At 52.7% G+C, this 26,776-nt stretch carries 24 protein-coding genes; 14 read left to right on the top strand and 10 right to left on the bottom strand.

The window, feature by feature from the left end; translation table 11 throughout:
- Nucleotides 1-121 precede the first annotated feature (121 nt).
- On the top strand, nt 122-2,200 hold the full coding sequence (locus GC101_RS02990) for a beta-galactosidase (RefSeq protein WP_171716037.1): 2,079 nt from the start codon (nt 122-124) through the stop codon (nt 2,198-2,200).
- Between the two features lie 253 nt (nt 2,201-2,453).
- On the opposite strand, the gene GC101_RS02985 is transcribed toward GC101_RS02990, so the two are convergent.
- Nucleotides 2,454-3,083: an NUDIX hydrolase gene (locus GC101_RS02985; RefSeq protein ID WP_171716036.1), complete on the bottom strand. Its 630-nt coding sequence runs from the start codon at nt 3,081-3,083 to the stop codon at nt 2,454-2,456.
- Between the two features lie 152 nt (nt 3,084-3,235).
- Between GC101_RS02985 and GC101_RS02980 the strand changes: the two genes are divergently transcribed.
- Together GC101_RS02980 and GC101_RS02975 are read left to right on the top strand one after the other, a co-directional pair.
- Nucleotides 3,236-3,661 carry a hypothetical protein gene (locus GC101_RS02980; protein WP_171716035.1) on the top strand — a complete coding sequence of 142 codons (426 nt, stop codon included), beginning with the start codon at nt 3,236-3,238 and terminating at the stop codon, nt 3,659-3,661.
- Nucleotides 3,661-4,179, top strand: coding sequence for a hypothetical protein (locus GC101_RS02975; RefSeq protein WP_171716034.1), 519 nt, complete (start codon nt 3,661-3,663; stop codon nt 4,177-4,179). The genes GC101_RS02980 and GC101_RS02975 overlap by 1 nt, the downstream gene beginning before the upstream one ends.
- 212 nt (nt 4,180-4,391) lie before the next feature.
- Here the strand turns inward: GC101_RS02975 and kduD are convergent, their stop codons facing one another.
- From kduD to kduI, 3 genes are all read right to left on the bottom strand, one after another.
- Nucleotides 4,392-5,147 carry a 2-dehydro-3-deoxy-D-gluconate 5-dehydrogenase KduD gene (kduD, locus tag GC101_RS02970; protein WP_042138045.1) on the bottom strand — a complete coding sequence of 252 codons (756 nt, stop codon included), beginning with the start codon at nt 5,145-5,147 and terminating at the stop codon, nt 4,392-4,394.
- A 65-nt stretch (nt 5,148-5,212) separates the two neighbouring features.
- Nucleotides 5,213-5,968, bottom strand: coding sequence for a DeoR/GlpR family DNA-binding transcription regulator (locus GC101_RS02965; RefSeq protein ID WP_039294698.1), 756 nt, complete (start codon nt 5,966-5,968; stop codon nt 5,213-5,215).
- A 34-nt stretch (nt 5,969-6,002) separates the two neighbouring features.
- The gene (gene kduI / locus GC101_RS02960) at nt 6,003-6,836 is read right to left on the bottom strand and encodes a 5-dehydro-4-deoxy-D-glucuronate isomerase (RefSeq protein ID WP_039294695.1); all 834 of its coding nucleotides are present in this window, start codon (nt 6,834-6,836) and stop codon (nt 6,003-6,005) included.
- A gap of 297 nt (nt 6,837-7,133) precedes the next feature.
- Here kduI and GC101_RS02955 point away from each other — a divergent pair, with 297 nt between their 5' ends.
- From GC101_RS02955 to ybaK, 4 genes are all read left to right on the top strand, one after another.
- The gene (locus GC101_RS02955; RefSeq protein WP_171716033.1) at nt 7,134-8,807 is read left to right on the top strand and encodes a hypothetical protein; all 1,674 of its coding nucleotides are present in this window, start codon (nt 7,134-7,136) and stop codon (nt 8,805-8,807) included.
- Between the two features lie 207 nt (nt 8,808-9,014).
- Complete coding sequence (gene aspA / locus GC101_RS02950; protein WP_171716032.1) at nt 9,015-10,439, top strand: aspartate ammonia-lyase; 1,425 nt, start codon at nt 9,015-9,017, stop codon at nt 10,437-10,439.
- Between the two features lie 144 nt (nt 10,440-10,583).
- Entirely contained in the window at nt 10,584-10,835 is a 252-nt protein-coding gene (locus GC101_RS02945; protein ID WP_039294685.1) for a YolD-like family protein, read from the top strand.
- Nucleotides 10,836-10,922: 87 nt separating this feature from the next.
- Entirely contained in the window at nt 10,923-11,399 is a 477-nt protein-coding gene (gene ybaK / locus GC101_RS02940; RefSeq protein WP_171716031.1) for a Cys-tRNA(Pro) deacylase, read from the top strand.
- Between the two features lie 63 nt (nt 11,400-11,462).
- Here the strand turns inward: ybaK and GC101_RS02935 are convergent, their stop codons facing one another.
- The 4 genes from GC101_RS02935 to GC101_RS35965 all read right to left on the bottom strand — a co-directional run bounded on the left by GC101_RS02935 (nt 11,463) and on the right by GC101_RS35965 (nt 14,092).
- The gene (locus tag GC101_RS02935) at nt 11,463-12,272 is read right to left on the bottom strand and encodes a phosphotransferase (protein WP_216626428.1); all 810 of its coding nucleotides are present in this window, start codon (nt 12,270-12,272) and stop codon (nt 11,463-11,465) included.
- Nucleotides 12,273-12,888: 616 nt separating this feature from the next.
- The gene (locus tag GC101_RS02930) at nt 12,889-13,641 is read right to left on the bottom strand and encodes a YdcF family protein (RefSeq protein ID WP_171716029.1); all 753 of its coding nucleotides are present in this window, start codon (nt 13,639-13,641) and stop codon (nt 12,889-12,891) included.
- A 107-nt stretch (nt 13,642-13,748) separates the two neighbouring features.
- Complete coding sequence (locus tag GC101_RS35970) at nt 13,749-13,886, bottom strand: helix-turn-helix domain-containing protein (RefSeq protein ID WP_246354138.1); 138 nt, start codon at nt 13,884-13,886, stop codon at nt 13,749-13,751.
- Nucleotides 13,886-14,092 (bottom strand): AraC family transcriptional regulator, encoded by a 207-nt coding sequence (locus GC101_RS35965; protein ID WP_246354137.1) that lies wholly within the window; start codon nt 14,090-14,092, stop codon nt 13,886-13,888. Before GC101_RS35965 ends, GC101_RS35970 begins: the two co-directional genes overlap by 1 nt.
- 274 nt (nt 14,093-14,366) lie before the next feature.
- Between GC101_RS35965 and GC101_RS02920 the strand changes: the two genes are divergently transcribed.
- From GC101_RS02920 to GC101_RS02895, 6 genes are all read left to right on the top strand, one after another.
- Entirely contained in the window at nt 14,367-15,965 is a 1,599-nt protein-coding gene (locus GC101_RS02920) for a response regulator (protein WP_171716028.1), read from the top strand.
- 23 nt (nt 15,966-15,988) lie between these two features.
- Nucleotides 15,989-17,758 carry a cache domain-containing sensor histidine kinase gene (locus GC101_RS02915; protein ID WP_343049563.1) on the top strand — a complete coding sequence of 590 codons (1,770 nt, stop codon included), beginning with the start codon at nt 15,989-15,991 and terminating at the stop codon, nt 17,756-17,758.
- Nucleotides 17,759-17,796: 38 nt separating this feature from the next.
- The gene (locus GC101_RS02910) at nt 17,797-19,125 is read left to right on the top strand and encodes an ABC transporter substrate-binding protein (protein WP_246354136.1); all 1,329 of its coding nucleotides are present in this window, start codon (nt 17,797-17,799) and stop codon (nt 19,123-19,125) included.
- 260 nt (nt 19,126-19,385) lie between these two features.
- Nucleotides 19,386-20,738 carry an ABC transporter substrate-binding protein gene (locus tag GC101_RS02905; RefSeq protein WP_171716278.1) on the top strand — a complete coding sequence of 451 codons (1,353 nt, stop codon included), beginning with the start codon at nt 19,386-19,388 and terminating at the stop codon, nt 20,736-20,738.
- Nucleotides 20,739-20,821: 83 nt separating this feature from the next.
- Nucleotides 20,822-21,760, top strand: coding sequence for a carbohydrate ABC transporter permease (locus GC101_RS02900; protein ID WP_039294669.1), 939 nt, complete (start codon nt 20,822-20,824; stop codon nt 21,758-21,760).
- A gap of 7 nt (nt 21,761-21,767) precedes the next feature.
- Complete coding sequence (locus GC101_RS02895) at nt 21,768-22,598, top strand: carbohydrate ABC transporter permease (RefSeq protein WP_042141275.1); 831 nt, start codon at nt 21,768-21,770, stop codon at nt 22,596-22,598.
- Between the two features lie 167 nt (nt 22,599-22,765).
- Here GC101_RS02895 and GC101_RS02890 read toward each other — a convergent pair whose 3' ends face one another.
- Together GC101_RS02890 and GC101_RS02885 are read right to left on the bottom strand one after the other, a co-directional pair.
- Complete coding sequence (locus GC101_RS02890; RefSeq protein WP_171716026.1) at nt 22,766-23,170, bottom strand: hypothetical protein; 405 nt, start codon at nt 23,168-23,170, stop codon at nt 22,766-22,768.
- A 145-nt stretch (nt 23,171-23,315) separates the two neighbouring features.
- On the bottom strand, nt 23,316-24,245 hold the full coding sequence (locus tag GC101_RS02885) for an AraC family transcriptional regulator (protein ID WP_171716025.1): 930 nt from the start codon (nt 24,243-24,245) through the stop codon (nt 23,316-23,318).
- 174 nt (nt 24,246-24,419) lie between these two features.
- Between GC101_RS02885 and GC101_RS02880 the strand changes: the two genes are divergently transcribed.
- The gene (locus GC101_RS02880; protein WP_171716024.1) at nt 24,420-26,537 is read left to right on the top strand and encodes a glycoside hydrolase family 52 protein; all 2,118 of its coding nucleotides are present in this window, start codon (nt 24,420-24,422) and stop codon (nt 26,535-26,537) included.
- Nucleotides 26,538-26,776: the final 239 nt, after the last annotated feature.

Here is a 26,776-nt window from a genome sequence, read left to right as displayed (position 1 = left end):
TCCTTTATTATAAATAGTATAAACGGTTACAAGCTAAAGGGATAGAGCTGACGAAGAACTTATATCAGTGAAAAGTCCCATTCTAACATCGAACCCTATACGAGAGGATGAATGTAATAATATGAACAGCAAAGTTCCTGCAATCAGCAGCAAGGCTCCTGTAATGCTGCATGGTGCCGACTATAATCCCGAGCAATGGCTGAAATACCCTGAGGTGCTGAAAGAAGATATCCGGATGATGAAGCTGGCAGGCTGCAATGTAATGTCCGTGGGGATTTTCTCCTGGGTATCGCTGGAGCGTGAAGAAGGAGTATTCACCTTCGATTGGCTCGATCAGCTGCTGGATACTTTTAAGGATAATGGAATTTATGCCTTCCTGGCTACGCCAAGCGGAGCACGTCCGGCCTGGATGTCGGAGAAATATCCTGAGGTATTGCGGGTAGAACGGAACCGGGTGCGCAATCTGCATGGGGTCCGCCATAATCACTGCTTCACTTCACCGGTCTACCGCGAAAAAACCGCGCTGATGAACTCCAAGCTGGCTGAGCGTTACGCTCATCACCCTGCAGTCATCGGCTGGCATATCTCCAATGAATTCGGCGGCGAATGCCACTGTGATTACTGTCAGAATGCCTTCAGAGATTGGCTCAAGGTTAAATATAAGGGAAGTCTGGACGAGCTGAATCATGCCTGGTGGGCCACATTCTGGAGCCATACGTACACCTCCTGGGAACAGATTGAATCCCCGGCTCCGCACGGAGAGACTCAGGTGCATGGTCTTAACCTGGACTGGCGCCGTTTCGTAAGTGACCAGACGATTAACTTCTGCCAGCATGAGATTGACTCGGTGCGCAGCTTCAATCCTGAACTGCCGGTGACGACCAACATGCATATGATCGACGGTATTGATTATCGTAACCTGGCGAAGATCCTTGATGTTGTCTCCTGGGATGCTTATCCGGACTGGGGATATACCGAGGACGATGATGATGCCCGGCTGGCGGCCTGGACGGCGATGCACCACGATATGTACCGCAGCTTCAAAAAGAAACCGTTCCTGCTGATGGAAAGCACACCTTCGCTCACGAACTGGCAGATTGTCAGCAAGCTGAAGCGTCCGGGTATGCACAAGCTGTCCTCCCTGCAGGCGGTAGCCCATGGTTCAGACTCCGTGCAATACTTCCAGTGGCGCAAAAGCCGCGGCTCCAGCGAGAAGTTCCACGGCGCAGTTGTCGATCACAGCGGACATGCGGAGACCCGTGTATTCAGAGATGTAGCTGAGGTTGGCCGTACGCTGGCAGGATTAACGGATGTAGTGGGTACAACCACTCCTGCCGAAACAGCCATCCTGTTCGACTGGGACAACCGCTGGGCAGTTAAGGATGCCCAGGGTATCCGCAATTCCGGACTGAAATATGAAGAGACCGTGCTTCAGCATTACCGCGGACTGTGGGAGCTGGGGATTCCGGTGGATGTTGTCGGCTCCGGTGATGATCTGTCCGGCTACAAGCTGGTCATTGCGCCAATGCTGTACCTGATCAGCGAAGAAAATGGCAAACGGATTGAGAAGTACGTGGAGCAGGGCGGCACATTCCTGGCTACCTATTGGTCGGGAGTCGTTGGCGAGACCGACCTGTGCCATCTCGGCGGCTTCCCTGGCCCGCTGCGCAGAACCCTGGGAATCTGGGCAGAAGAGACAGAAGGACTGCACAGCCGCGATCTGAACGGCCTCGTGATGGACCCTGGCAACACCCTGAAGCTGACCGGAGACTATGATGCGCATGAAATCGCTGAGCTGATTCATCTGGAGGGTGCAGAAGCGCTGGGCCATTACCGCAGCGACTTCTACGCCGGACGTCCGGCACTGACCGTGAATAAGCTGGGGGCTGGCAAAGCCTATCATCTGGCCACACGTGTGAAGGACCCGCAGTTCTATGTGGATCTGTATGCTGCCATTGCCGGAAAAGAACGTATCAGCCGCTCCCTGAACACCGAGCTTCCTACAGGAGTAACGGCTCAGCTGCGCAGTGACGGCGAGCATGATTATGTATTTGTGCAGAATTTCAGCGGCAGCGAGCAAGTGGTAACGCTGGATGGTCAGGTGTATACGGACCTCGAATCCGGTGCTGCTGCACCTGCAGAGCTGAAGCTGCCGGTCAACGGGCTGGTTATGCTGAAACGCCCGACTGCAAAGGTATAATTTGCTGAAAATGTAAGCAATGAGTTAAAAAAAGGCAGGACCCGCTAAAAATCGGGTTCTGCCTTTTTGAATGATATGATAAGTCTCCAATTTGCAGTGAAGCAGATGCTGTTTATCCACGTAATGCCAGGAATCAATTCGTTCGACGAAAAATAAATGTTTTAAATCTATCTAAAGGATTTAGTTTGAGCATTACGCCTGACATTTTGCCGTGGAAGCAGCTGAGTAAGCAAATAGCTTTGAAATCTGGACGTCATTCACTGCTGTAAAGAGCTTCAATACCCTCAATCACCCGCAAATAATAAGCAGTCTCATGCGGGACGAGCTGCGAGAGATCAACCTGCTCATTAATTTCGGCCCGTTCACCGTCATCGGTTACCCGGAAGCCTTGCACATGTAGAGTGCTGCTTGCCCCAGCGATGAAGCTGCGGAACTCGGCGAAGCGGGCCTGGACGATCCCTGCTACCTCTTCCTGCTGCAGCGAGAAGTCACTGAGAGCATAATTGTTCTCGTAAACAAAAACATTCGCCCGCTCCCGGTCCATAAACCCGGCTGTATCCATCTGGTAGGGGATAATCCCCAAAGGTTTTAATTCGTCAAAAGCAAGCCTAAGGCCCAGCTCCTCCTGTACCTCCCGGACCCCATCCTCCACCGTCTCATCAGCCATCAGATGGCCGGCGGCAGTGATATCGAGCAGTCCGGCATAATCTCTTTTGTGCCGGCTGCGCAACTGGAGGTAGATCATCAGCCCATTGTCAGCCTGACGGACAAACCAGCAGTGAAAGGTCTCGTGCCAGAGACCGTGGCGGTGTACCTCATCGCGGGGAGCGGTTCCGGTTATATTGCCTTGCTCATCAAAAGTAGTCAGTATCTCTTCGCTCATACATAAGCTCCTTCACCAATTGCGTCAAAGCAGGATGCGGAATGCAACGGGTCTTGACGATTATATTTTTTACAGCTTACCATAGATACAGAAATACAGTAATATCCAAATGAAGGTATAGTAGAGGGAAGGTACGGCACAGGAGGAGAACGATGAAATATTTGGTTAAGCTAAATCTGGCTAGCATCATCTTGGCTCTGCCGGTCTTTGCAGCCATTGAGCTGATTGGAAATGCACTGAGGATTAGCCGCATCACCGGATGGGAGTACGGGAAGGTTGAGCGTACGGTCACGCTAATCAATATCGCAGGCTTTTTGCTGACCGGATTTCTGATCGTGTATGTAACCCGGCGAATACTGGGCAACCGGAGAATAGCTATGATTACGAGTCTGCTCTGGTTTGCCTATTTCAGTTTATTCGTCTACCTGTTCGCTGCGCTCTTTCCTATGACAGTACATGAGGACGAGCCGACGCCGGTTACCGGACTAATCTTCATAGGGATACTTATCCTGCATTTCTTGTATTTAGCCATTGTTCAGGCATGCTCTATATTCTTGACTGTCAGGGAGGACGAATAATGCAGCCAGTACCCATGGAGCGTACTACATTCTACTCGCTAAGCGATGAACAGCTCGGCTATGCCTGCATGGAACCCACGTTCATGAAGATCCGCGCCAAATCTCCGGCGGTGAAGAATGAAGCAATCGCACAGCTTAGCAGGGGACAGAGGGCACTCTGTATGTTCCGGATTCTGTATGACCATAGCTCTAAGTCCGCAGAAGAATACTACGGGTGGCTCAGTTATCTGCTGGATCAGCCGGGATACTGGAGCGGTGTGCTGGAGGGATTGCAGTTTTTTGAAGATGCTCCGCTGATTCATCTGCTGGAGGAATCGAAAGAGCTGTTCGAGGCGAGGAACCTGCGTGCAGGCACGGGCTGGGACGAAGCGGCAATTACAGATTTGGAAGCGGACCCGGAGCTGCAAGAAGCCGTAGCCACCCTGTATGCACAATATCAGGAGCTTACCCCACATAGTCTGCGGATCATCGCCGGTTACATTCGTGCGAATCCTGACGAGTTCATCGTGTTCCGATAAGGGCTGGGGCGGATTGAGCATACAAAGAACCCCGGTGCCTAAGAAGCATCCGGGGTTTGATGTGTTTAGCAGCTGCTCTGAACAGCCTCCGCTAAACTATGAACAATTCTATCTATACGCGCTCAGTTTGTATATACGGCGCTTATTATCTCTATAATTGGAGCAAGCCGAATCAATTCATGGTGCTGTTATTCAAAAATTCCAAGCCGGAATTATCTGGCCAGCCATCCGCCGTCTACATTAAGGATATGTCCGTTCAGGTAATCGGAAGCCGCGGATGCCAGGAATACAGCAGGGCCCTTAACATCTTCAGCAGTTCCCCAGCGTCCGGCTGGAATGCGGTCAAGGATTGAATCGGAACGGCTCTGATCCGCACGGATTGGAGCTGTGTTCTCAGTAGCCATGTATCCTGGAGCGATGGCGTTGATGTTCAGGCCGGAACCAGCCCATTCGTTAGCGAAAGCTTTAGTCAGACCTGCTACGGCATGCTTACTTGCAGTGTAGCCTGGTACGTTAATGCCGCCCTGGTAGGAGAGCATGGAGCAGATGTTGATGATTTTACCGTTGCCTCTTTCGAGGAAGTGGCGGCCGGCGATCTGGGACAGCAGGAATACAGTGTTCTGGTTGAGGTTGATAACGTCAAACCAGTCTTTTTCGCTGTGATCCTTGGCTGGAGTACGGCGGATCATACCCGCGCAGTTCACGAGGATGTCTACTTTGCCTGTGAAGGCAACAGCTTCGTCGAACATGCCCTGAAGCTTGGAGTGATCGCTCAGGTCAGTAGCGATGCTGAGTGCCTTGACGCCAAAAGCTTCAGCTGCTGCAACAGTTTCTTCACTTCCATTAAGGGAAGCGGAAATTACATCTGCGCCAGCCTCTGCGAAGGCAAGGGCGATCCCTTGTCCAAGACCCTGTGCGGCACCCGTTACGATTGCTGTTTTACCTGCCAAACTGAATAATGATGACATATTATAATTCTCTCCTTTAAGTTGCATAATTGAGTATCGCTTATAGGGCTTAAATGGTATTTATACTACCCGCACTCGATGTTGACGCCTGCCTTGCGGAACAGCTCCACCGTCTCGGGCGCAAGCCCGCTGTCTGTAAGCAGCACATCGACTTCCTGCAGTGAAGCAAAGGTGCGCAGAGCGGTGTGCCCGAATTTGTGATGATCGCAAGCGGCGAATACCTGGCGGGCTGTGGATACTAGGGCTTGTTTGAAATCGATTAAATCTCCGGTATAGATGGACAGGCCATGCTCAATATGAACGGCTGTCGCCGAGAGAAAGGCTTTTTGAATATTAAGCTTCTGTACATAGGAGACAGCTTCAGGGCCGGCCAGCATATTGCGGACACGGTAACCTCCGGGAACGACCAGACGTATGTTGTCTTTGGGAACCAGCTCGCTGATGATATACACATCGTTGGTAATGACCGTCAGGGGCATATTCTCCAGCCGCCGGGCAATCTCAAGCGTGGTGCTCCCGCCGTCGAGTGCAATGATGTCATCCTTGGCGATATGTGCCAGCGCACGCAGGGCAATCTCCGATTTCTCCTCGGAATACTTATCCAGCGGGTCTTTGGAGGGCAGAATCCCGAATTGATCGCTCTGTGCCAGCACAGCTCCGCCGTGTACACGCATGATCAGTCCTTGTTCCTCCAGCTTGCTTAAGTCCTCGCGGATTGTTTTTCCCGTTACCTGGAGCTTGTCGCTCAGCTCGTTCACTGTTACATCCTTCTGGTTCAGCATAACTTCCATAATCATCTCGTGTCGCCGTATCGGGTTCATCCGCCTGCCTCATCTTTCCGTAGTTGATTTGCTTCTATTGTAATTCTTTCATGCCTACGGGGTCCATATCGTCGTAACGTTTATTATCTCCGGCCATACTCCAGATGAAGGTGTAGTTATGTGTACCCACGCCGCTGTGAATGGACCAGCTTGGGGAAATGACAGCCTGTTCATTGTGCATTACAATGTGGCGGGTTTCTGTAGGCTCGCCCATCAGGTGGAAGACGATAGAATCATCCGGCAGATCGAAGTAGAAGTATGCTTCCATCCGGCGCGGGTGAGTGTGGGATGGCATGGTGTTCCACATGCTGCCCGGTTTCAGCTGAGTCATTCCCATAACAAGCTGTGCGCTCTGCACGCCGTTCGTGTGAATGAAGCGGTGAATCGTACGTTCGTTGGAATTCTCAAGTCCGCCCATGGCTCCGGATTCGGATTCAGCCAGCGTGGTCTTGGTAGTAGGGTAGGACTGGTGAGCCGGAGCGGAATTCAGGTAGAATTTTGCCGGTTTGGCGCTATCCGCGCTTTTGAAAATAACATCCTTGGAGCCTTGGCCTACATACAGGCATTCCTTGAAGTCAACTTCATATTCAGTTCCGTCTACAACAACCGAACCTTTGCCGCCGACATTGATAATACCCAGCTCACGGCGTTCCAGGAAGTAAGTCACTCCAAGCTCCTTAAGGTCCGTTGTAAGTACAACATCCTCATTGACCGGATTAGCCCCGCCAACGATCATGCGGTCTTCATGGGTCAGGACAAGCTTCAGTTCATCCGGAGCAAAAATAACCGGAATGTGGAACTCCTTGCGCAGGCGCTCAGTGTCAAACTGCTTAACTTCATTCGGATGTGATGCAAAACGTCTTTCCATTGAATATTCAATCTCCTTAAGAAAAATGTATTTTCGTTCGTATAGGTACAATTTAATCCATTTACGTTCATTTGGCAAGAGATAATCTTTTTTAGTACGTTTATTTTAGTTTGTTTGTTGGTTTTAGAGATTGCCATCTGAACTGAAAGCGTGCACAATAGAGCTGGAAAGCAGTAAGTTCCCAGGGTGGAGTATACCTAATAGAAGAGGGATAGTTGTTCTATGTATACACACGCGGGCATGACTCCCGGATTAGGGGCTCGTGATACAGAAAATGTATATTGGAGGGTGAGGGAAATGGCAGACAGGCTTCAGGATCAGACTTCTTATAAAATACGCCAGCAGGAAATTATCTATTCAATCGCACTGGAGGCGGAGCGGCGTCCGCTGCTTGCGAGCGGCCTCTGGTTCCATGATGATGTGCGGAATAACTTCTATTATGCTTCTTATTTATTTGCCGCTGCGGTAGATGATAGCCTGGAGCTGCCTTTCGATAAGGAGGAAGCGAAAAGGAGGGCGGAAGCTGTCATGCTGGAAACGGTTCTGCTGCAGAACCGCCAGCCCGGTACAGAACTCTATGGCCACTGGCCGCTGGGCTTGAATCCGCAGCCCAGAGAAGCGCCGCCGCATGAGCTGCCGGTGGAGATCATGGGCAGCCTGATGGTCTGGTTCTGCAAGCAATATTCCAGCCAGTTCAGCGCGGGGCTGCGTATTGCCTTCCACACGGCCATCGGTCATGTGTACCGCAGCAGCTTCTTCCGTAAGCCGGTAACGACGTTCGGCCACCATGAAGCGAAATATACGGCAGCCAAGCTGATCTTCGGCAGCTTCTTCGAGGATGACGAGCTGCTGGAAGACGGACAGCGCAGTCTGGACATCACACTGGCGCATATCCGGGAGAGAGGAATGCCGGAGTACGGCAGCCTCCCGTGGTTCTGGCACTGGGTGCAGGCGTTCACCTGTGCTTGGGAGCTGGAGACAGACAGCGGCATTAAGCATACGCTTGGCGAGATGCTGGATTATCTCTGGAACGAGCGGAGCCAGTGGTACCTGCAGGGCGCCTGGGCTGGTGCCCATTCCAGAGGCTGGCCGCATGATGTGCCGGCTGACGGCAATGTGCTGCACGACTATGTGCAGTTCGGAGACTTCAAGCTGCCGGCGGAGATGCCGCGCACCGAATATGCCGGTTTCCTGTTCTATGAAGCGCCGGAGCAGGTGCGTTCGAATGCACTGAACCGCGAGGCAGCGGTAGAGGTCAAGAAGCAAACCGAGAAGGTGGTTGCCGGTGATCCGGACCGCCAGCCGCCGCTCCATTCCTATGCCTACATCACAGAGGATTATGCGGCAGGCGGCATGTGGGAGCGGGTAGAGGAGTTCGACAATGAGCAGCTGCGCTGGGCGTATTCGCTCCGTGTGGGTGCAGCCGAAGGCGTGAACCGGCTGTACTTCTTCCATCCGGGCCAGGGGTATAACGCGGGCGATCCGCGTCACCAAAGCCCTTATATGGAAGTCTTGTATCATAAGAACACCGTCATGTCCCTGTTCCCGGTACCCGAGGGGGAGGCCACTGCAATAGTAGGTGTGCTTCCGAAAGGGGAATGGATCAAGCAGCCGTCGGCACTGTTCGGTTATGTAGGCAATGTGTATTTTGCCGTCTACTTATCGCATGGCTATGAGCTGCTGGAACGCCCGGATTATCTCGAGGTGATCTCCGCAGGGATGCCGGGCGGAGTCGTTGTTGAAGCGCTAAGCGTTAGCCAGGCTGCGGAGCTGGGAATAAGCGGGCTTGATGAGTTTGCCGCAGCCGCCGCACAGCGGGCACCAAAGTTTGGAGCGGGAGAAATTCTGTCCGCGGAATATATCTCTCTGATCAGCAAAGCGCATCTGCAGCTAAGCACAGATAATGGCCTGACAGAGGTAAAAGCAGAGATTAACGGCAAACCGGTTTCTTTTGACAGTTATTCTGTCTAAGCTTGTAAATAATTAATGAATATATAGAGGACCCGGGGATGCTGAAGCGTCTGCCGGGTTCTTTTGCGCTGTCTGCAGCCAGCTTCGCTATCAAGATGGGCTGGAGCATGATATGTTAAGAATGGTAATATCTTAGTAGATCAAAGGAAAGAATAAGATAACTATTGGGAAAGCCGATCATCGACTACAGGACATGGGGGGAGCAATATGACAGAGATAGAGTACCGGCTGGAGAAGGATTTCTTAGGGAGCAAACAGGTGGAGAAACACGCCTACTACGGGATACAGACGCTGCGTGCAGTAGAGAATTTCCCGATAACCGGGTACCGGGTGCATCAGGAGCTGATTAAAGCTATGGGCATTGTCAAAAAATCTGCAGCACTGGCCAATATGGAAATCGGCAGACTCTACAAAGGATTGGGTGATGTTATCGTTGCGGCGGCGGATGAGGTGATTGCCGGGAAGTGGCATGACCAGTTCATCGTAGACCCGATTCAAGGCGGGGCCGGCACCTCGCTGAATATGAATGCGAATGAAGTGATTGCGAACCGCGCGCTGGAGCTGCTGGGCCGGGCCAAAGGCGATTATCTGCAGCTTAGTCCCAACACGCATGTGAATATGGCACAGTCCACGAACGATGCTTTTCCGACGGCGATTCATATTGCCACGCTCTCTCTGCTGGAGCAGCTGCTGGTGACTATGCGGAGCATGCATGGCGTATTTGTGCTGAAGGCGGCAGAATTCGATCCGGTTATCAAAATGGGACGGACCCATCTTCAGGATGCGGTGCCGATCCGTCTGGGCCAGGAATTCGAGGCGTATAGCCGGGTGCTGGAGCGTGATATTCAGCGGATCGAGCATACGCGGCATCATCTCTATCAGGTTAACATGGGGGCAACGGCGGTCGGTACCGGACTGAATGCGGAGCCGCGTTATATCGCGCGGGTGGTAGAACTCCTGGCCGAGATCAGCGGATTACCGCTGGTGAGTGCTGAGCATCTGGTGGATGCTACGCAGAATACCGATGCCTACACCGAGGTTTCGGCAGCGCTGAAGGTCTGCATGATGAACATGTCCAAAATCGCCAATGACCTGCGGCTGATGGCCTCCGGTCCGCGCTCCGGCTTTAATGAAATTACGCTTCCGGCCCGCCAGCCCGGATCTTCGATCATGCCCGGCAAGGTGAATCCGGTGATGGCCGAGGTAATCAATCAGGTCGCTTTTCAGGTCATCGGCAATGATCATACGATCTGTCTCGCCGCCCAGGCGGGCCAACTCGAGTTGAACGTTATGGAGCCGGTGCTGGTATTCAATCTGATCCAGTCGATCAGCATTATGAACAATTCCTTCAAGGTGTTCACGGACTACTGCCTGGCGGGCATCGTGGCCAATAAGGAGAAGCTGCAGCGGGAAGTCGAGCAGAGCGTCGGCATCATTACTGCGGTGAACCCGCATCTGGGCTATGAAGTGGTGTCGCGTATTGCCAGAGAAGCGATTCTGACCGGCGAATCCGTGCGCGCTTTATGCCTGAAATATAATGTACTCAGTGAGGAAGAGCTGAATCTGATCCTCGATCCGTATGAAATGACCCATCCCGGGATCGCGGGGGCAGCGCTTTTGAATAAAGAGTAAAGGGCAGTATCCGGGGGATAGCGAAAATTGGCTGCAGAGACCGGTATTATTTTGTAAACCTGGGGTAAAGGTCGTGTTATAATATACGGGAGCATTTACACCCGGAAGTATCATAAATTTGTAATGGCTTACTGGAGGCATAGTGTGGCGAAGGCAAAAGTAGCAAAACGTCCAACCCGCGACGAATTCGTGCTGGAAGAGCTGGGCAATCAGCTGGTCGAGGCGAAACAGGAGGATTCCGAGATTCTGCTGACGGTCTGGGGGAAGGAAGAACAGGTTCGCGGAGTGATTGTGGAGATGGATTCGCGTACCGGTAAGGTGCACCTGCGATATAACGAAGAAATTATCAAGGTTCCGTTCATGGATATTATGCAGGTGAATTACCCGCGGGATTAGCCGCTGGAGGCAAGTCTTTCAGGGTAGAGTATAGCAGGACTGAAGAAAGCTCCGGCGCGCCGGAGAGTGGTTGGAGGTAGCAGGGACATGCAAGTGAACAAAACCAATGCCATGCGTATGCTTGATGCAAAAAAGGCCGGATACACCCTTCATACTTATGATAATGAGGATGGCCAGATTCACGGGAGTGCTGTTGCTGAGAAGATTGGCCTCCCGGCGGAGACTGTGTTTAAGACACTGGTATCACACAGCGGGCCGCAGCCCTATGTATTTGTTATTCCGGTGGCTGAAGAGCTTGATCTCAAGAAAGCGGCCAAAGCAGCCGGAGCGAAGAAGATCGAGATGCTCCCTCTGAAGGAGCTGCTGAAGTGGACAGGTTATGTGCGCGGCGGATGTTCGCCCGTTGGCATGAAGAAGCTGTATCCTACGTTCATACACAGCAGCGCGGAGGGATTGCAGACCATTGCCGTCAGTGCAGGCCGCATCGGCATGCAGATGGAGCTTGAGCCTAAGCTGCTGGCAGATGTGGTGTCTGCTGTATTTACGGATCTGATTAAAGAATAGCCGTAGAGCAAGAAGCCGAAATTCCTGGAGGTCTAGGGATTCCGGCTTCTTTGGCGGTTTCGGCTAACTCCATTCTGCGTAGTGACCGGTTATAAACTGGATTTCATGCTCATAGTGTGCCAGATGCCCCTCATCAACCATTTTCATAAAAGCAGGATTGCCGCTCGCAGCCCCATTCTTCAGCGTGTCGCACATGACGGTCAAACGTTCAATGATCCACGTATGCAGATCCTTAGGGACGGGAATCCCATAAGCCTCAAAAAATAACTGTATCCGCTGGCGCCGGTCTGATGCATGTAAATGGGTTTGGTAAGCTATGGTGGACCCTGATGTGTAGTCAGGTGCGAAGCTGGCCAGCGGAACTGATGTATAGATGGAATATGCAATGTCCCACATCCGCGGACCGGGTCCGGCCATGTCGAAATCAATCAATGCCACTGGAGCATCATTCTGAAAAACCACATTGTACAGGGCAGCGTCATTATGGCAGATCACTTCATGCGCACTGGTACCGGCATAGCTAAGCTGCCAGCTTCCCTCTGGTTGCGGGTTGAATCCTTCAGTCGCATCATGGTAATGACGTAACAGGCGTGCTACATCAGCAAGTGTCTCACGAGACCACATATATGGCTTAAGTTCAGGGTAAGCATTGCCTGGAACTTCTCCTGGAATATAGCTCAGTATTTCACGCCCGGCGTCATCGATTCCGAGAAAACGTGGCGCTCCCCCGAAGTTCTGCTTCTCCAAATGCTGCAGCAGTTGATGGACATTAGGACTCCAGTCCCCTGTGGGACGGCGGACGGTGTCCGCCTTACGGACAATGTGATTCACATTTCCGCCGGTCAATATTTCTTCGTGCTGATTCACAGGCATTCCTCGCTTTCACTAGGGAGGTACGTAATGTAGCGCAGATACTGCAGAAACTATCCGGCAGCCCATACGCCAAGTAAGGATCAACGAGGTGAATGGATGCGTTCGTTCAGGAGTATGCGGACTGAGAATCCTTTATTTGCCGGAAAACAGGCATTTCCGGCAGCTTGCGGACTGAGATTCCGCTAAGTGAAGCAGAATGGCTCTTTTCAGAGCAAATAGGCACCATTAACGGAATCTCAGTCCGCGAGAGTTCCAAAAAGGTGGAACGGAGCGAAATAACGGAATCTCAGTCCGCGCGAGTCCGGGTTGCTCCGTCCAGGACGAATCTCAGTCCGCGCGAGTCCGGGTTGCTCCGTCCAGGACGAATCTCAGTCCGCGCGAGACCGGGTTGCTCCGTCCAGGGCGAATCTCAGTCCGCGCGAGACCGGTTAGCTCCGTTCAGGGCGAATCTCAGTCCGCGTGAGACCGGCCTTGTTCCGTTACGGCCGAGCAGCGGTCAGCCAGGGCTTAATGTTACTCTTATTCGAGCGGAGTGCAGACCACAAGCGATCAGAGTTACTCGGTTTTGCCCGTCATGCCCGTCATGTCCGTCATGCCCGGTTTGCAGCTTGAGCAGTTAAGGCAACAGCTTCGCTGCCACTAGCCCCAGATACTCCTTCAGCGCCAGTCCGGTGGTGGAGACGGCTCCGGCAGAGGGAGTGAATTTGTTGAAATAAAGTGACATGGGGCGGCTGGCCTGGTAATCCACCGGGAAGGGCTGCGGCGTTAGTCCCGCGTGCTCAAATTGCACCATGCTGCGCGGCATATGGAAGGCTGAGGTGACCAGCACCGGACGGCTGAACCCGTGCTCCTGCATAAGTGCAGCGGTGTTGACCGCATTCTGCTCGGTGTTAAGCGAGCGGTTCTCCGGCAGGATGTCTTCTGCCGGGATGCCGAGTCCGATCAGCTGCCGCCGGGCGATATCGGCTTCATTGCCGCTGTCCGCATACACCTGGCCGCCGGAGAAAATAACCGGCAGTCCGGTCTGCCGGTACAGCCGGGCGGCAGCCAGCAGCCGGTTCGCCGCCGGACCGGACATATTGCCCTGCCCGTCCAGATCCGGAGTGCCGGAGGTAGCGCCTCCGCCGAGGATAACAATAACATCACCTTCTACTGCAGAAGGCTGCGTATATTGCCGTTCCAGACTGCCAATCAGCAGGTCACTGACCACAGAGGTCATCGACAGATAGAGCAGCAGGCTCACTGCGAGCAGTACGATCGCCGGCCGGCGGCTGCTTTTCCACAGCCAGACCACCATCCCCAGCAGTAGGATCACAAAAATTCCCGGAGGCAGAACAAAGCTGTATGCGAATTTAATGAGGTAGATCAAGCAGGTCACCAACTTTTTCAAGGATTATATAAGAGTCTCATGTGCATAGCAGGTCATTTCTGGTATTGTACCATGAGTCCGGCCGGTGTTCCCAGCTTCGCCCATGCTCAGGTGCGGTACAGATGCTTCATGTAGGAGGAGGGGGATTCACCGAGCACTTTTTTGAACACGCGGCTGAAGTAATAAGGGTTGGGGTAGCCAAGCGCTTCACTGATCTCAGATACATTGTACGAACTCGTCCGCATCAGCTCGATAGCCTTGTCATCCGGAGCTTGGTATGTGTCTCAATAATCGTCTGTCCAGTGGCTTGCTTGAACGCGGCAGACAGGTAGCTGTAATTCATATTCAGCTGTGAAGCAAGCTGTTCCCCGGCGAAATCATTGCCGCAGTGCTTGATCAGATAAGCCGTTACTCTCCGCACAGTACTCCCGCTTTTGCCGCTGACAGTCATACTGCTCTCCTGCTGCCCGGCCGCCTATGGAGGTTTCCCTCTTATATGACTGCTGCTGCTTCTTTTATTTGTTCTCTCTCAGCCTGAGATGCTGGTATACCCGAGCAACAATATTCTTAAAAAACTGCGCTTTCCTCTTAAAAAGCTTCACCCGGCAGCCGGGGTTATCGTGATAAAGTATAGTTGGATGAATCTCTTCAATAATGAATACAGACTGAAACAGCCGCTATCCTGTAATAATATATATATATGACAACCATGCGGAGGTGCAGCAATGAACAGAACGATACGTGTGCTGCTGGCGGATGACGAGCCGGTTATTCTGCGCGGGCTGAAGAAGCTCATAGCCTGGGAGAGCCTCGGGCTTAATATAGTAGGGGAAGCATGTGACGGGATAGAGCTGAAGGCGATGATCGACAGCTGTCATCCCGATCTGATTATCAGTGATATCAGTATGCCGGGTTATTCGGGTATCGATATTATCCGTGAAATTCATCATTCCGGGCGTCCGATCAAAGTGGTCTTTATCAGTGCCTATCAGGAATTTAGTTATGCCCAGCAAGCGGTACAATACGGGGCGCTGGATTATCTGGTCAAGCCGGTGAATACGGGACAGCTGGAGCAGGTAGTGATCCGCGCAGTAACGGTGATCCGCCAGGAGTCCGAAGAAGAGCGCAACAAGGAAATGCTCAAATCCTATGAGCGGAAGAACCTGTCTGTTACGGTTGAGGAGCAGCTGGAGCAGCTGACCGACGGCAATAAGGCTGCGGCAGCTACGCTTGCCCGGATGGGCAACACGGCGATTACCCGCTATGTCAGCGTATGTGTCATTGAGACGGATGAATACAGCGGCCAGCCTTCGCGCTGGGAGGAACGGGAACGCAAGCTGGTGGAATTCGCATTGCTGAACATCATCAAGGAGACGGTGGACAGCAGGGGCAACGGGTATGTGTTCCGTAAAGGAGAGCGTTTCGGGGTGCTGCTCCAGCATGAGCATCTGAATGAACCGCAGCAATTAATGGAGGATCTGCATCACAAAATCAACAGCTTTCTGAAGCTGCAGGTCTCAATAGGCATCGGCCGCCCGGCCAGCGGTATTGAAGAGGCGGCGGATTCCTACCAGTCTGCGTTGAAAGCGCTAAGATTCAGATATTTTGCCGGATTGAACCGGGTGATTCCTTATCCCGCCGAACCAATGGAGGCTGCTGTACCTGTATCCACACTTGCTGTCATCCAGAGCAGCTTACCGGAAGCGCTCAAATCATTCGACAAGGAGCGGCTAACGGCATTAACCGGCGAACTGCTGGAGACCGTGCGTCTGCTCTCTGGAGATAGCCGGAACCAGGCGGTGTCCTATGTGTACAATGCTGTGATCCAGCTCGAACAGGATATGGCTGATTTCGGCGCGGATGCGGGGCTGTTGAATCAGGGAGAGAAGCCGCTATTGGAAAAGCTGGCGGATGCACCCACCTTCGGCGCACTGCAGCAGGAATTTGAAGCGGTCCTGTCCAAAATGTCCGAGCAGCTGGGCTGCCGGATCTCCGGCAAGGAAATGCCGCAGCTTGCGCAGGTGAAAACCTACGTGGAGGAGCATTATGCCGAGAATATTACGCTGGAGTCCATAGCCGCCATGGTGTATATGAATCCCTATTATTTCAGCAGCTTCTTCAAGAAGCATACCGGCCAGAACTTCAAGAATTATATTACCGAAGTGCGGATGGGTCATGCCCAGCGGCTGCTGCTGCAGAGTGATCTGATGGTCTACGAGATTGCCGACCGGGTCGGCTACAACAATGCGCGGCATTTCAGCGACATGTTCAAGAAGCAATTCGGCAAGCTGCCGCAGGAATATAAGCAATCGGTCAGGAACTAAGCGGATTGGAGGGTGATCATAGAGTGAAAAGACGATGGCCCATGCCGTTCTGGGGACGGGGACCGAAGAGTATTTTTGTTAAATTTTCTGCATCCTTCCTGCTGGTCGGGCTGATTCCGCTCTTTGCGCTGAGTTTCTTCTCCGTACAGACCTTCTCGGGTTATGTGGAGCGGTATACCACCAGCAATCTGCAGCAAATGGTGCTCTATATGAGCTATAATCTGAATTCAGCGTTCAATCAGTATAATGAAGTATCCAAATTAATGTATACAGGGCGCTATGAGGGATTCATTGAGAGCTATTCGCAGAATCAGACACAGAATGTGAATGAGCTGGAGCAGATCAACACCATTCCGATAGAATCCTTCCTGAAGACCGTTCTGTTCAGTGATTCTTATATTTCCAGTGTCCAGTTTATCCGCCAGTCTGACGGTAAATTGTATGTTCAGGAGCGTGGCAACCGGTCGCTGAACATGGAGACGGTTCCGAATACGGAGTGGCTGTCCGCCATGGCAGGTGACCCTGCGAAGGTGGCTATTTTCCCGACCCATCAGGACAGTTATTTCTATGGCTCGGACCGCCAGGTGTTCACGATCGGACGCAGCCTGATTGATACCTCCGGACGTGTGACCAAAGAGCCCAAGGTAGTCGGAACGCTTTTCCTGGATATCGATACCTCGTTATTCCAGCAGTTCTTCCGTGAGCTGAGTCTCGGGGAGAAGGATGAGCTGTACCTGCTCGACGGAGAGGGGCGGACGTATTTCAGCAACCAGCCTGCCGGTGCGGCGGAGGCTAAAGCTGCTGATCAAACTAACAATGAGATGATTGTGCTCAGTGAGTCCATCCCTTTTTTGAATGGCCAGGTCATCGCCAAAATCCACCGCGGCAACCTGTTCGAACAGCTGCTGTCGGCACGGGCAACGGTGTATATCGCCATCGGCATGTGTGCTTTTGTAATGATTGTAATGGGGGCCTGGTTCTCCAGACGTCTCGCGGCTCCCATCCGGGAGCTGATCCGGCAGATGGCCGTGGTGGAGTCGGGCAAGCTGGATATCCAGCTCTCCGTGAACAGCAATGATGAGATGGGCAGGCTGGCCCACGGGTTCAACCGGATGGTGGAACGGCTGCAGGTCTACATTGATGAGGCCTATGTGGCCCAGATCAAGCAGAAGCAGACCGAGCTGAATGCACTGAAGAGCCAGATCCGGCCCCATTACCTGTACAACACCCTTGAGGTGATCCGGATGAACGCCGTGGATAAGGAAGCGGGCGAGGTGGCGGATATGATTCTGGCGTTATCCAATGAGCTGAAGTATGTTATCGATTACGGGGAAGACCGTGTAAGCATTGCCAGCGAGCTCGCCCATCTGCAGAATTACTTCTATATTATTTCTGTACGGTATGAGAACCGCTTCGAGCTGCATCTGGATATTGCCCCGGATGTTAATCTGGACTGGCCCATCCTGAAGCTGTCTCTGCAGCCGATGGTGGAGAATGCGGTTCAGCATGGACTGCGACTGCAGGGAAAAGGAACCGTCGGCATTACGGTCGAACGGAGAGAGCAAGTGCTGGCGATTACGATATATGATGATGGAGTGGGGATGAGCAGGGAGACGCTGGCCCGCATTAACAAGATTCTGGAAGACCCGCAGGCTCCAAGCAAGAATGTCGGCATGAAAAATGTGCATGAGCGTATCCGCTCCAGCTTCGGGGAGGCGTATGGCCTGTCTGTGAACAGCAGAGAGCATGTCGGGACCTCCATTACGCTGACATTTCCAGTTATCACAGAATGAGGAGGTCGCAGGGGATGCAAATGCCGAGGTTATCAGGTATGAGAATAACAATAGTGCCGCTTGCAGCCGCGCTGATCCTGACGGGCTGTGGAGGCAAAACTGGACCAGGCGGAATCGGAGGGAGCCAGGCGGTTGATCAGGGGAGCCGGCCGGATACAGCATCCGGTGGCGGTAAAATAAGCTTTACTATAGGTTATGCCTCCGGTGATCCGGCGACGAAGCAGGCTATCGAGGATACCATTAAGGCCTTCATGCAGGCGAATCCGGACATAGTCGTCCAGGATGTCAGTGAGACAAGCTCCTCTGCCTATATGGATTGGCTGAAGGTTAAGGATGCCGTGGGCGAGTTCCCCGATCTGGTAGAGATGAGGGATACCGAGGCCTTCGCCAATGCGGAGAAGATTGTTCCTCTCCCAAATGAGCTGGCGGAATTGTTCGATCAGCCGCCGCGGATCGGCGGCAAGGTATGGAATGCCCCGCTGTTTGTCGCTGCCCCGCAGGGTATTATTTATAGTAAGAAAGCGTATGCCGAGGCAGGCATTAAGACGCTTCCGGCAACCTATGATGAATTTCTGGAGATCCAGAACAGACTGCGGGCAAGCGGGATCACTCCGCTCGTTGTAGGCGGCAAGGATATTTTTCATATGGGCTTCTGGGTTAATAAATTTCTGATTGATGATGTATATGACGCTGATCCCGGCTGGAACGCCAAGCGGACGGCCGGTGAGGTTAGCTTCACCGATGACAATGTAGTCCAGGCCATGACTGATTTCAAACAGCTATTCAGAAGCGATGTGGATAAAGGGTGGCTTGGCACAGGGGATAACCAGACGGCGTCCATTCTGGTATCCGGCAAGGCAGCCCAGCTGTTCTCCGGCTCCTGGATGTTCTCACAGATCCAGGCAGCCGATCCGGGCTTCGAATTCGGCTTCTATGCTGTGCCGGACCGTAAAGGGAAGCTGAATGTGGTCGGCCTGCAGTCGCCCTCCGGCTGGTCGCTGTCTGCCCAGGCGGCCAAGGAGCCGCTCAAAAAGCAGGCGATCGAAGACTTCATCCGGTTCTTTTTCTCACCGGAGCCTTACGGCACATTCCTAAGCCGGATCGATTCGGTTCCTTCGACCAGGCAGGAATTCAGGCGGGAGACCGGTGAACAGATGCAGGTGGTGCTTGATCTGATGGCCGATCCGGCCGTAACCAAATCCCTGATGATCAACAATTGGTGGGGAGATAACCTGATTCCTCCGCAGTTCCGTAACTGGTTCTACAAGCTGCTGCAGGAAATGGTGGTTAAGGACGGGGATGTACTAGAATATATGAAACGGGCCGATACTGAATACGACAGGCAGGTACAGGAATACTGGCAGTGACATTACACTATAGCCCGCGCAAGAACGAAGGTCTCCCGGACCTTCGTTTTTTTTGAGTCATCGTCGAAGCAAACGTGTTGCTTTGCGGGGGGATTAAGTGAATCTTCTTAAATTTACCGCACATCCCCCTTAAATTAGTTCATTCTAACCGTGAAGGCTGAATGCTATTCTTGGAGCATAAGGAAACGCTTACGGACGATGATGCGCACATCGGTCCGGCAGTTTCCGGGCTGTATACCCAAGGGGAGGTTACTAAAGATATGAAGAACACCATTACGAAATTATCCGTCATGCTGCTCGCAGCAACCACTGTACTTACCGCATGCGGCGGAAATAACAATAACAATGCCAGTGGCGGCAACGCAGCCGCGACTGAAGCTCCGGCAGGGAATAACTCAGCTACTGATGCTGCGAAGAAGGATGTCAGCTTCACCATCGGTTATGCGTCGGGTGACCCGGCGACCAAGAAAGCCATTGCCGATACCGTTAAGAAATTCATGGAAGCGAATCCTAACGTCACCATCAAGGACCTAAGTGAAACTTCATCTGCCGCTTATCTGGACTGGCTGAAGACGAAGGATGCGGTTGGAGAATTCCCGGATCTGGTGGAAATGCGTGATACCCAGGTATTCGCGGATGCCGGCAAAATTGTCGAGCTTCCGGCCGATCTGCTGGATCTGTTCGAATCGCCACCGCAAGTGGACGGCAAAGTATGGAACGCTCCGATGCAGGTCAATGCACCACAAGGGATTATTTACAGCAAAAAAGCCTACGCGGACGCCGGGATCACCGAGCTTCCCAAAACCTATGACGAGTTCATTGCCATCCAGGAAAAATTGAAAGCTACAGGTATCTCCCCGCTGGTAGTAGGCGGCAAGGATATCTTCCATATGGGCTTCTGGGTCAATAAATTCCTGATTGACGATGTCTACAGCAAAGACCCGGACTGGAACTCCAAGCGTACGGCCAAGACCGTCAGCTTCGCAGATCCTGCTGTAGTCCAGGCCATGACTGATTTCAAAGAGCTGTTCAAGAACTATGTGGACAAAGGCTGGCTGAGCACCGCAGATAATCAGACCGCGTCGATTCTGGTATCCGGCAAAGCCGCTCAGCTGTATTCCGGCACCTGGATGTTCACCCAGATTGCTGAAGCTGATCCAGGCTTCGAATTCGGCTTCTACGCGATCCCGGACCGCCAAGGTAAAGTGAATGTCATCGGTCTGCCGTCACCAGCCGGCTGGTCGTTATCCGTTGATGCCGCCAAGGATGCCGATAAGACGGCAGCGATCAAAGATTTTATCCGCTTCTTCTTTGCACCGGAGCAATACTCGGTATACCTGGCTTCGATCAATGCCATTCCTTCCACCAAAGAGAAAGTTACCTATGAGACAAGTGAGCAAATGCAGGTTGCACTGGATCTTATTGCCGACACGAGTGTCACCAAGTCACTGGCCATCAACAACTGGTGGGGCGATAACCTGATTCCTCCGCAATTCCGCAACTGGTACTATAAGCTGCTCCAGGATATGGTGGTGAACGATGCCGACGTAACTGAATATATGAAAAAGGCCGATACCGAATATGACAATCAGGTCAAAGCCAATTCGCTGTAAATAAAAGCGCTGGAAGGTAACCTCTGCTCCGGCAGAGGTTACCCTTATCTAAACAAGCGCGTCCCAGGGAGGGGAGAGGAACCATGGCTACATCCATCGTTAATACAGACAAGTCATTTATAGCCGCAGAGAAGCCGGGTAAGAAAAAGAAAAAATGGCAGTCCTACGCGCTGTTGTTCATCCTGCCGTCATTCCTTTTATACACACTGTTTGTCATAGTCCCTACAGCAGGCAGCGTCTACCTAAGCTTCACATCGTGGGACGGGATCAGCAGCGATATCCGGTATATCGGATTCGCCAATTTCGTCGAGATATTCCAGAGTCCGCGGGTGCAGAACGCCCTGAAGAACACTTTGGTTATGACAATTACGCTAGTACTGCTTGAGAACATTGCTGCAATCGCCATGGCCTTAATGGTCGACAAGGTACGCTGGTTCCGCAATTTATTCAGAAGCATCTTCTATTTCCCTACCCTGCTCAGCGGGATCGTCATGGGCTTTGTCTGGGCAATGATTCTGAATTACAACTTCGGCGTGTTTAATCAGATCCTGACCTCCGTCGGTTTAGGCGACTATATCGTCGACTGGCTGGGCAATCCGAAATACGCTATGCTGTCGATTATCCTGTCAACGGTCTGGAAAGGCGCGGGCTATTATATGATCATCTATCTGGCCGGACTGCAGGGCATTCCGCAGGAGCTAAATGAAGCGGCAAGCATTGACGGCGCAGGCGGCTGGCAGCAGTTCAGGCATATTACGTTCCCGCTGCTTGCGGGTTCGATGACCGTGTGCATGGTGCTCTCCATGATCAGCGCGCTGAAGATATTTGACCAGATTGCCGTAATGACCGACGGCGGCCCGGGTTTTGAGACAGAGACATTAACTTATATTATCTACAAAGTAGGCTTCGGTGAACTGAGACAAGGGTTTGGCACGGCGCTGGCCATGGTCCTGTTCCTGATTATTCTGATCATTACGGTCATCCAGGTTAAATTCCTGCAGAAACGGGAGGTGCAGCTCTAAGATGACGATGCAGACCAAGCGGAGAATCACTGAAATTGTCCTGTTTGTCATAACGCTCCTGGTAGCGGTTATCTTTTTCTTCCCGATTTTCTTTAACCTGATGTCCGCGTTCAAAAGCAACGCCGAGATTATGCGCGATGCGGTTGCTTTTCCGAAGACACTGTATTTAGACAGCTTCAAATATCTGCTTACGGAGACCGAATTTCCGCGTGCGATACTTAACAGTCTTATTCTGACCGTAGTGGCGATTGTCGCCCAGGTGCTGATTATTCCGATGGCAGGTTACGCGATTGAACGCAGAAATGCCCGCTGGACGCGGCTGGTCTTCATCTATTTCCTGGCCGGCATGATGATTCCGTTCCAGGCGTATATGATTCCGCTGTTCAAAGAGCTCAGAATACTCGGCCTGTACGGCAGTCTGGCGGGACCGATCATGATCTATGTCGCCGGTGCCGTAGGCTTCGGATGCCTGCTCTATACCAGCTTCGTCAAAGGTATTCCACGGGAGATTGAAGAAGCGGCAGAGATTGACGGGTGCTCCCGCTACGGGATTTTCTGGAGAATCGTCTTCCCGCTGCTCGGACCGGTTACGGCAAGTATGGTGGTGCTGAACGGACTGGGGATCTGGAATGACTTCCTGATGCCGATGCTGGTGCTGCCTTCCGGCCAGGCCAAGACGATGGTTGTAGAAATCTACCGGTATATCGGGGAATTCTCGTCACGCTGGGATATGATTTTTGCCGGAACCGCCATGTCTGTAGTGCCTGTGCTAATCGTGTTTATCTTCCTGCAGAAGTATTTCGTTAAGGGAATTGCGTCAGGGGCCACCAAGGGTTAATTTTATTAGAAGAAATAACCAAAATGAGATACCTGTCTCCGTAAGGAGAAAAGCTGAATCATGAGTAAGACTGCCGGGAGTACAGCGGTTCCTGATTATGCGGGAACCGCTGTTCAGCATGTGTATGCAGCGCAATTAAGTTCAGGAGAGTGTGAAGGAGATGCCGGTTAGTTGACTACAAATGAATATGGATAATAGTAGCTGGTAGGGACCGAGGTGGCGTAGACCAAGAAGCGGTAGGTCTGTCCTTCTACCAGGTTCAGTGTGATGGCAGAGCTGCCGTTGCCACTGTAGAGTGAGGCACCGGTTGAAGAGTAAATGTTGAGATTGAAGGGCTGATTATTGCGGCTGAATGTAATGTTATGGGTGCCCGTCCGGTTAGCGGTAAGCACCCACCAGTCCATATCTGAAATCGAAGAAATGTAGCCGAGACTGTAATCACCGCCGTAATGGGCAATGCTCGCTGAGCTGAGCTCATTGTTGGGTTCGACCTCGGCGGCAGCAAAGGCGGAAAGGGCTCCGGACATTGACAGCGCTGCGGTCAGCAGCAGGATTCTTGTCCATCTTTTCATGAATATTCACGCTCCTCATTTAATGTAAGGCCATTTATGTATAGCCTCATCCATATAATAACATTAGTTGGAAAATAGTATATAAATATAAATCATTTCATATAAATGCATAATAAATAGAAGGCATGTAGTAAGTCCGGATGAATTACTCTTTCACCGGCTCAGACTCTGCCGTAAGCTGGCGGTAGCCCATAGGAGGCAGGCCGGTCCAACGCTTGAACTGCTTGCTGAAATGTGAGACATCACGGTAGCCGAGCCGGTAGGCGATACTCTCCACTGACAGGCTGTTATCCAGCAGCAGCAGCTTGGCATGGCGGATAATCAGGTCAGAGAGATACTGCCTCGGCGGCAATCCGTAGATTTGCCGGAAGGCACGGTTGCAGTGATTCGGGCTGTAGCCAAGCCTTGCGGCGATGTCTTCAATGCTTCCGGCCCGGCTGCCGGCTGCCGCAGCGGTGAATACGGATTCCTGCAGCAGCCCTTCAATGGCATTCGCCAGGGCAACGGTTTTCTCCGTAACACCGGGCAGTGTGCTTCGGGCAGGGGAGGGCAATGCAGCCAGCACCCAGCTGCTGAGTGCGGTGAACAGCTGCAGCGAAGCATTGAGCGTCACCAGCCGGCCCCGCTGGGCATCGCTGGCATCAGGGAGGATCGTCGAGCTGATAATTGCATCGAGCGAAGAACGGATCGCCTGCAGCTCCGGAGAGTCGCCGCTTAGGCTGACGGTGTCCATCGTCATCAGGGAACGGCGCAGGACCAGATCATCAATGTCGAAATGCAGGCAATAATAGGTCATTTCATCCTCTGACACCGTACCCAGGCTGGAATGCAGGACGCTTGGGCGGATGAACAGAATGTCGCCGCTGTGCTGGATGTAAGACTGCCCGCCTACGGTCATTTGCTGCGAGCCCTGCAGGACGATATTGATCTCGAACATCGGATGGGTGTGTGCCGGATATTGCCACTCCCTGTTCACCTTGCGCCAGTGGGCAGCGAAAATATGAAAGGCAGCCTGTATATCCGGGGACATCCGGCCGTCCATGGAATGCTGTGTGCCGGGATCTAATACGTTCATACTCAACCTCATTTTCACTAAAAGTTGGCTCTATTATAGCATAGGCCGCCGCCTCCGATTGATTTGTCCAAATAATTGGCGGCTTTACGCCTGTTGCATAAGCCGGGCCGGCGCTAACATAGAGCTAGAGCCCGGTACTGCCGGGACACAGCTTGGAGGGAGTGCATTTACGATATGCCGACAAATCAGTTTTTTAATGCCCATCATTCACCGATTGGTTCATTTTCCAGCTTCACTCTGGGGTTTAAGGGAGCGTCCGGCGGGTTTGACCTGGAAGCGGGGAAGCCGCCGAGACAGAATATATATATTGGCCTGGAACGCAAGGATGGCCGCGGCTTCGATACCTTGCCTTTCCATGAGCAGGGCAGTGACGATGAGAGTAAGCGCTATGACATCGAGAACCCTGATCCGAACCCGGATAAGCCGCAGATTCTTTATCATTACGCGGACGAAGAGATCACCCGCGATTTCCGGCTGGCTACGGACAGCTGGCAGGCGGGGGATCTGACCTTCCGTATTCTCTCCCCGGTCCGGCCGGTTCCGGACCCGGAAACCGCTGCAGATGCGGAGCTCAAGGAAGTGCTGCTGCCTGCGGTACTGGTAGAGCTGGAGGTTGATAATACTTCGGGCGATTCTGTCCGCCGGGCGTTCTTCGGCTTCCAGGGGAATGATCCGTATAACGCTTTGAGACGCTTCGAGGGCAGCCAGGCAGAGCTGACCGGTGTCGGCCAGGGGCGGTTCCTGGCGATTGCAGCAGAACAGGGAAGCGTCAAATCCGCCATGCATTTCACCATGGAGGATATTCTGACAACAGAGCTGGAGGAGAACTGGACCTTCGGACTGGGCCAGGTTGGAGCACTGGTTATGGATGTGCCCGCAGGCGAGCGCAAGGTCTACCGGTTCGCAGTCTGCTTCCACCGGTCCGGCTATGTAACCTCGGGAATGGACGCCGGTTATTACTATAACCGCTATTACAGCAATGTAGAGGCGGTAGCGGAATATGCGCTGTCCCATTTCGATCAGCTGAAGCAGCAGGCAGAGCAGGCTAACTCCATGCTTGAAGGAACGGGGCTCAGCGAAGATCAGACCTTCATGCTGGCTCATGCCATCCGCAGTTATTATGGCTCAACCGAGCTGCTGGAGTACAAAGGCCAGCCGTTCTGGGTCGTGAACGAAGGCGAATACCGGATGATGAACACATTCGATCTTACGGTGGACCAGCTATTCTATGAGCTGAAGATGAATCCGTGGACCGTACGCAATGAGCTGGATATGTTCGTAGACCGTTACAGCTATGTGGATACTGTCCGGTTCCCGGGAGATACCACCGAATATCCGGGCGGGCTCAGCTTCACCCATGATATGGGGGTAGCCAATGCCGTTTCGCGTCCAGGGTATTCCTCATATGAGCTGTACGGCATTGACGGCTGCTTCTCGCATATGACCCATGAGCAGCTGGTGAACTGGATTCTTACCGCGGCGGTATATCTGGAGCATACTGGTGATCTCAGCTGGATGGAACGCAACCTTACAGTGCTGGAGAGCTGCCTGCAGAGTATGCTGAACCGGGATCATCCGGACCCGGCGAAACGAAACGGTGTGATGGCCCTCGACAGCTCGCGGACAATGGGCGGCGCGGAGATTACTACGTACGATAGTCTGGATGTGTCACTGGGCCAGGCGCGCAATAATATTTACCTGGCGGGTAAATGCTGGGCAGCGTATTTGGCGATGGAGAAGATCTTCCGCGATAACGGCAATACGGAGCTGTCACAGACTACCGGCAGACAGGCAGAGCTCTGCGCAGCAACCATTGTGGGCAGTGTTACCGAGGGCGGCTATATCCCGGCTGTAATCGGAGAAGGCAATGACTCGAAGATTATTCCGGCGATTGAAGGCCTCGTGTTCCCATACTTCACCGGCTGCAAGGAAGCTTTGGAGCGCGGGGGGCGGTTCGGCGAATACATTGCGGCGCTAGACACGCATCTGCAGGCCGTGCTTGTTGAAGGGGTGTGCCTGTTCGAAGACGGCGGCTGGAAAATCTCCTCCACCAGCAACAACAGCTGGCTGAGCAAGATTTATCTGTGCCAGTTCATCGCCAGACAAATTCTTGGTCTGGAGTGGGAGGACAAAGGTCATGCAGCCGATTCGGCACATGTAACCTGGCTTACGCATCCGCAGCTCTCGATCTGGAGTTGGAGCGACCAGATTATCTCCGGCGAGATCACCGGCAGCAAATATTATCCGCGCGGAGTGACGGCGGTCTTGTGGCTGGAGGAGCAGCGGGGGTAAGCGTTTGTAAGCTGATAAGTGTGGAAGCGGGGAAATGTGAGAAACGTAGAATCGTATAAACGTAGAAACGCAGCGTAAAATTCGAATAAAGCTGAAATGGTTATCCACACACGCGGAGCATTATAGCATTTCGTATGTGTGGCTGTCAGGGCTTTCGCTCAGCCGCGAACGGTTAGCGTTAATTCACCTGCTAAGGTAAAAATGTTGTACGAATTACAACTTTGAACCCTAAATACCGG

The organism is Paenibacillus phytohabitans, assembly GCF_013141775.1.
In the GTDB taxonomy this organism is placed as follows: domain Bacteria; phylum Bacillota; class Bacilli; order Paenibacillales; family Paenibacillaceae; genus Paenibacillus_AQ; species Paenibacillus_AQ phytohabitans.
This window is presented reverse-complemented; position numbering and strand designations above follow the sequence as displayed.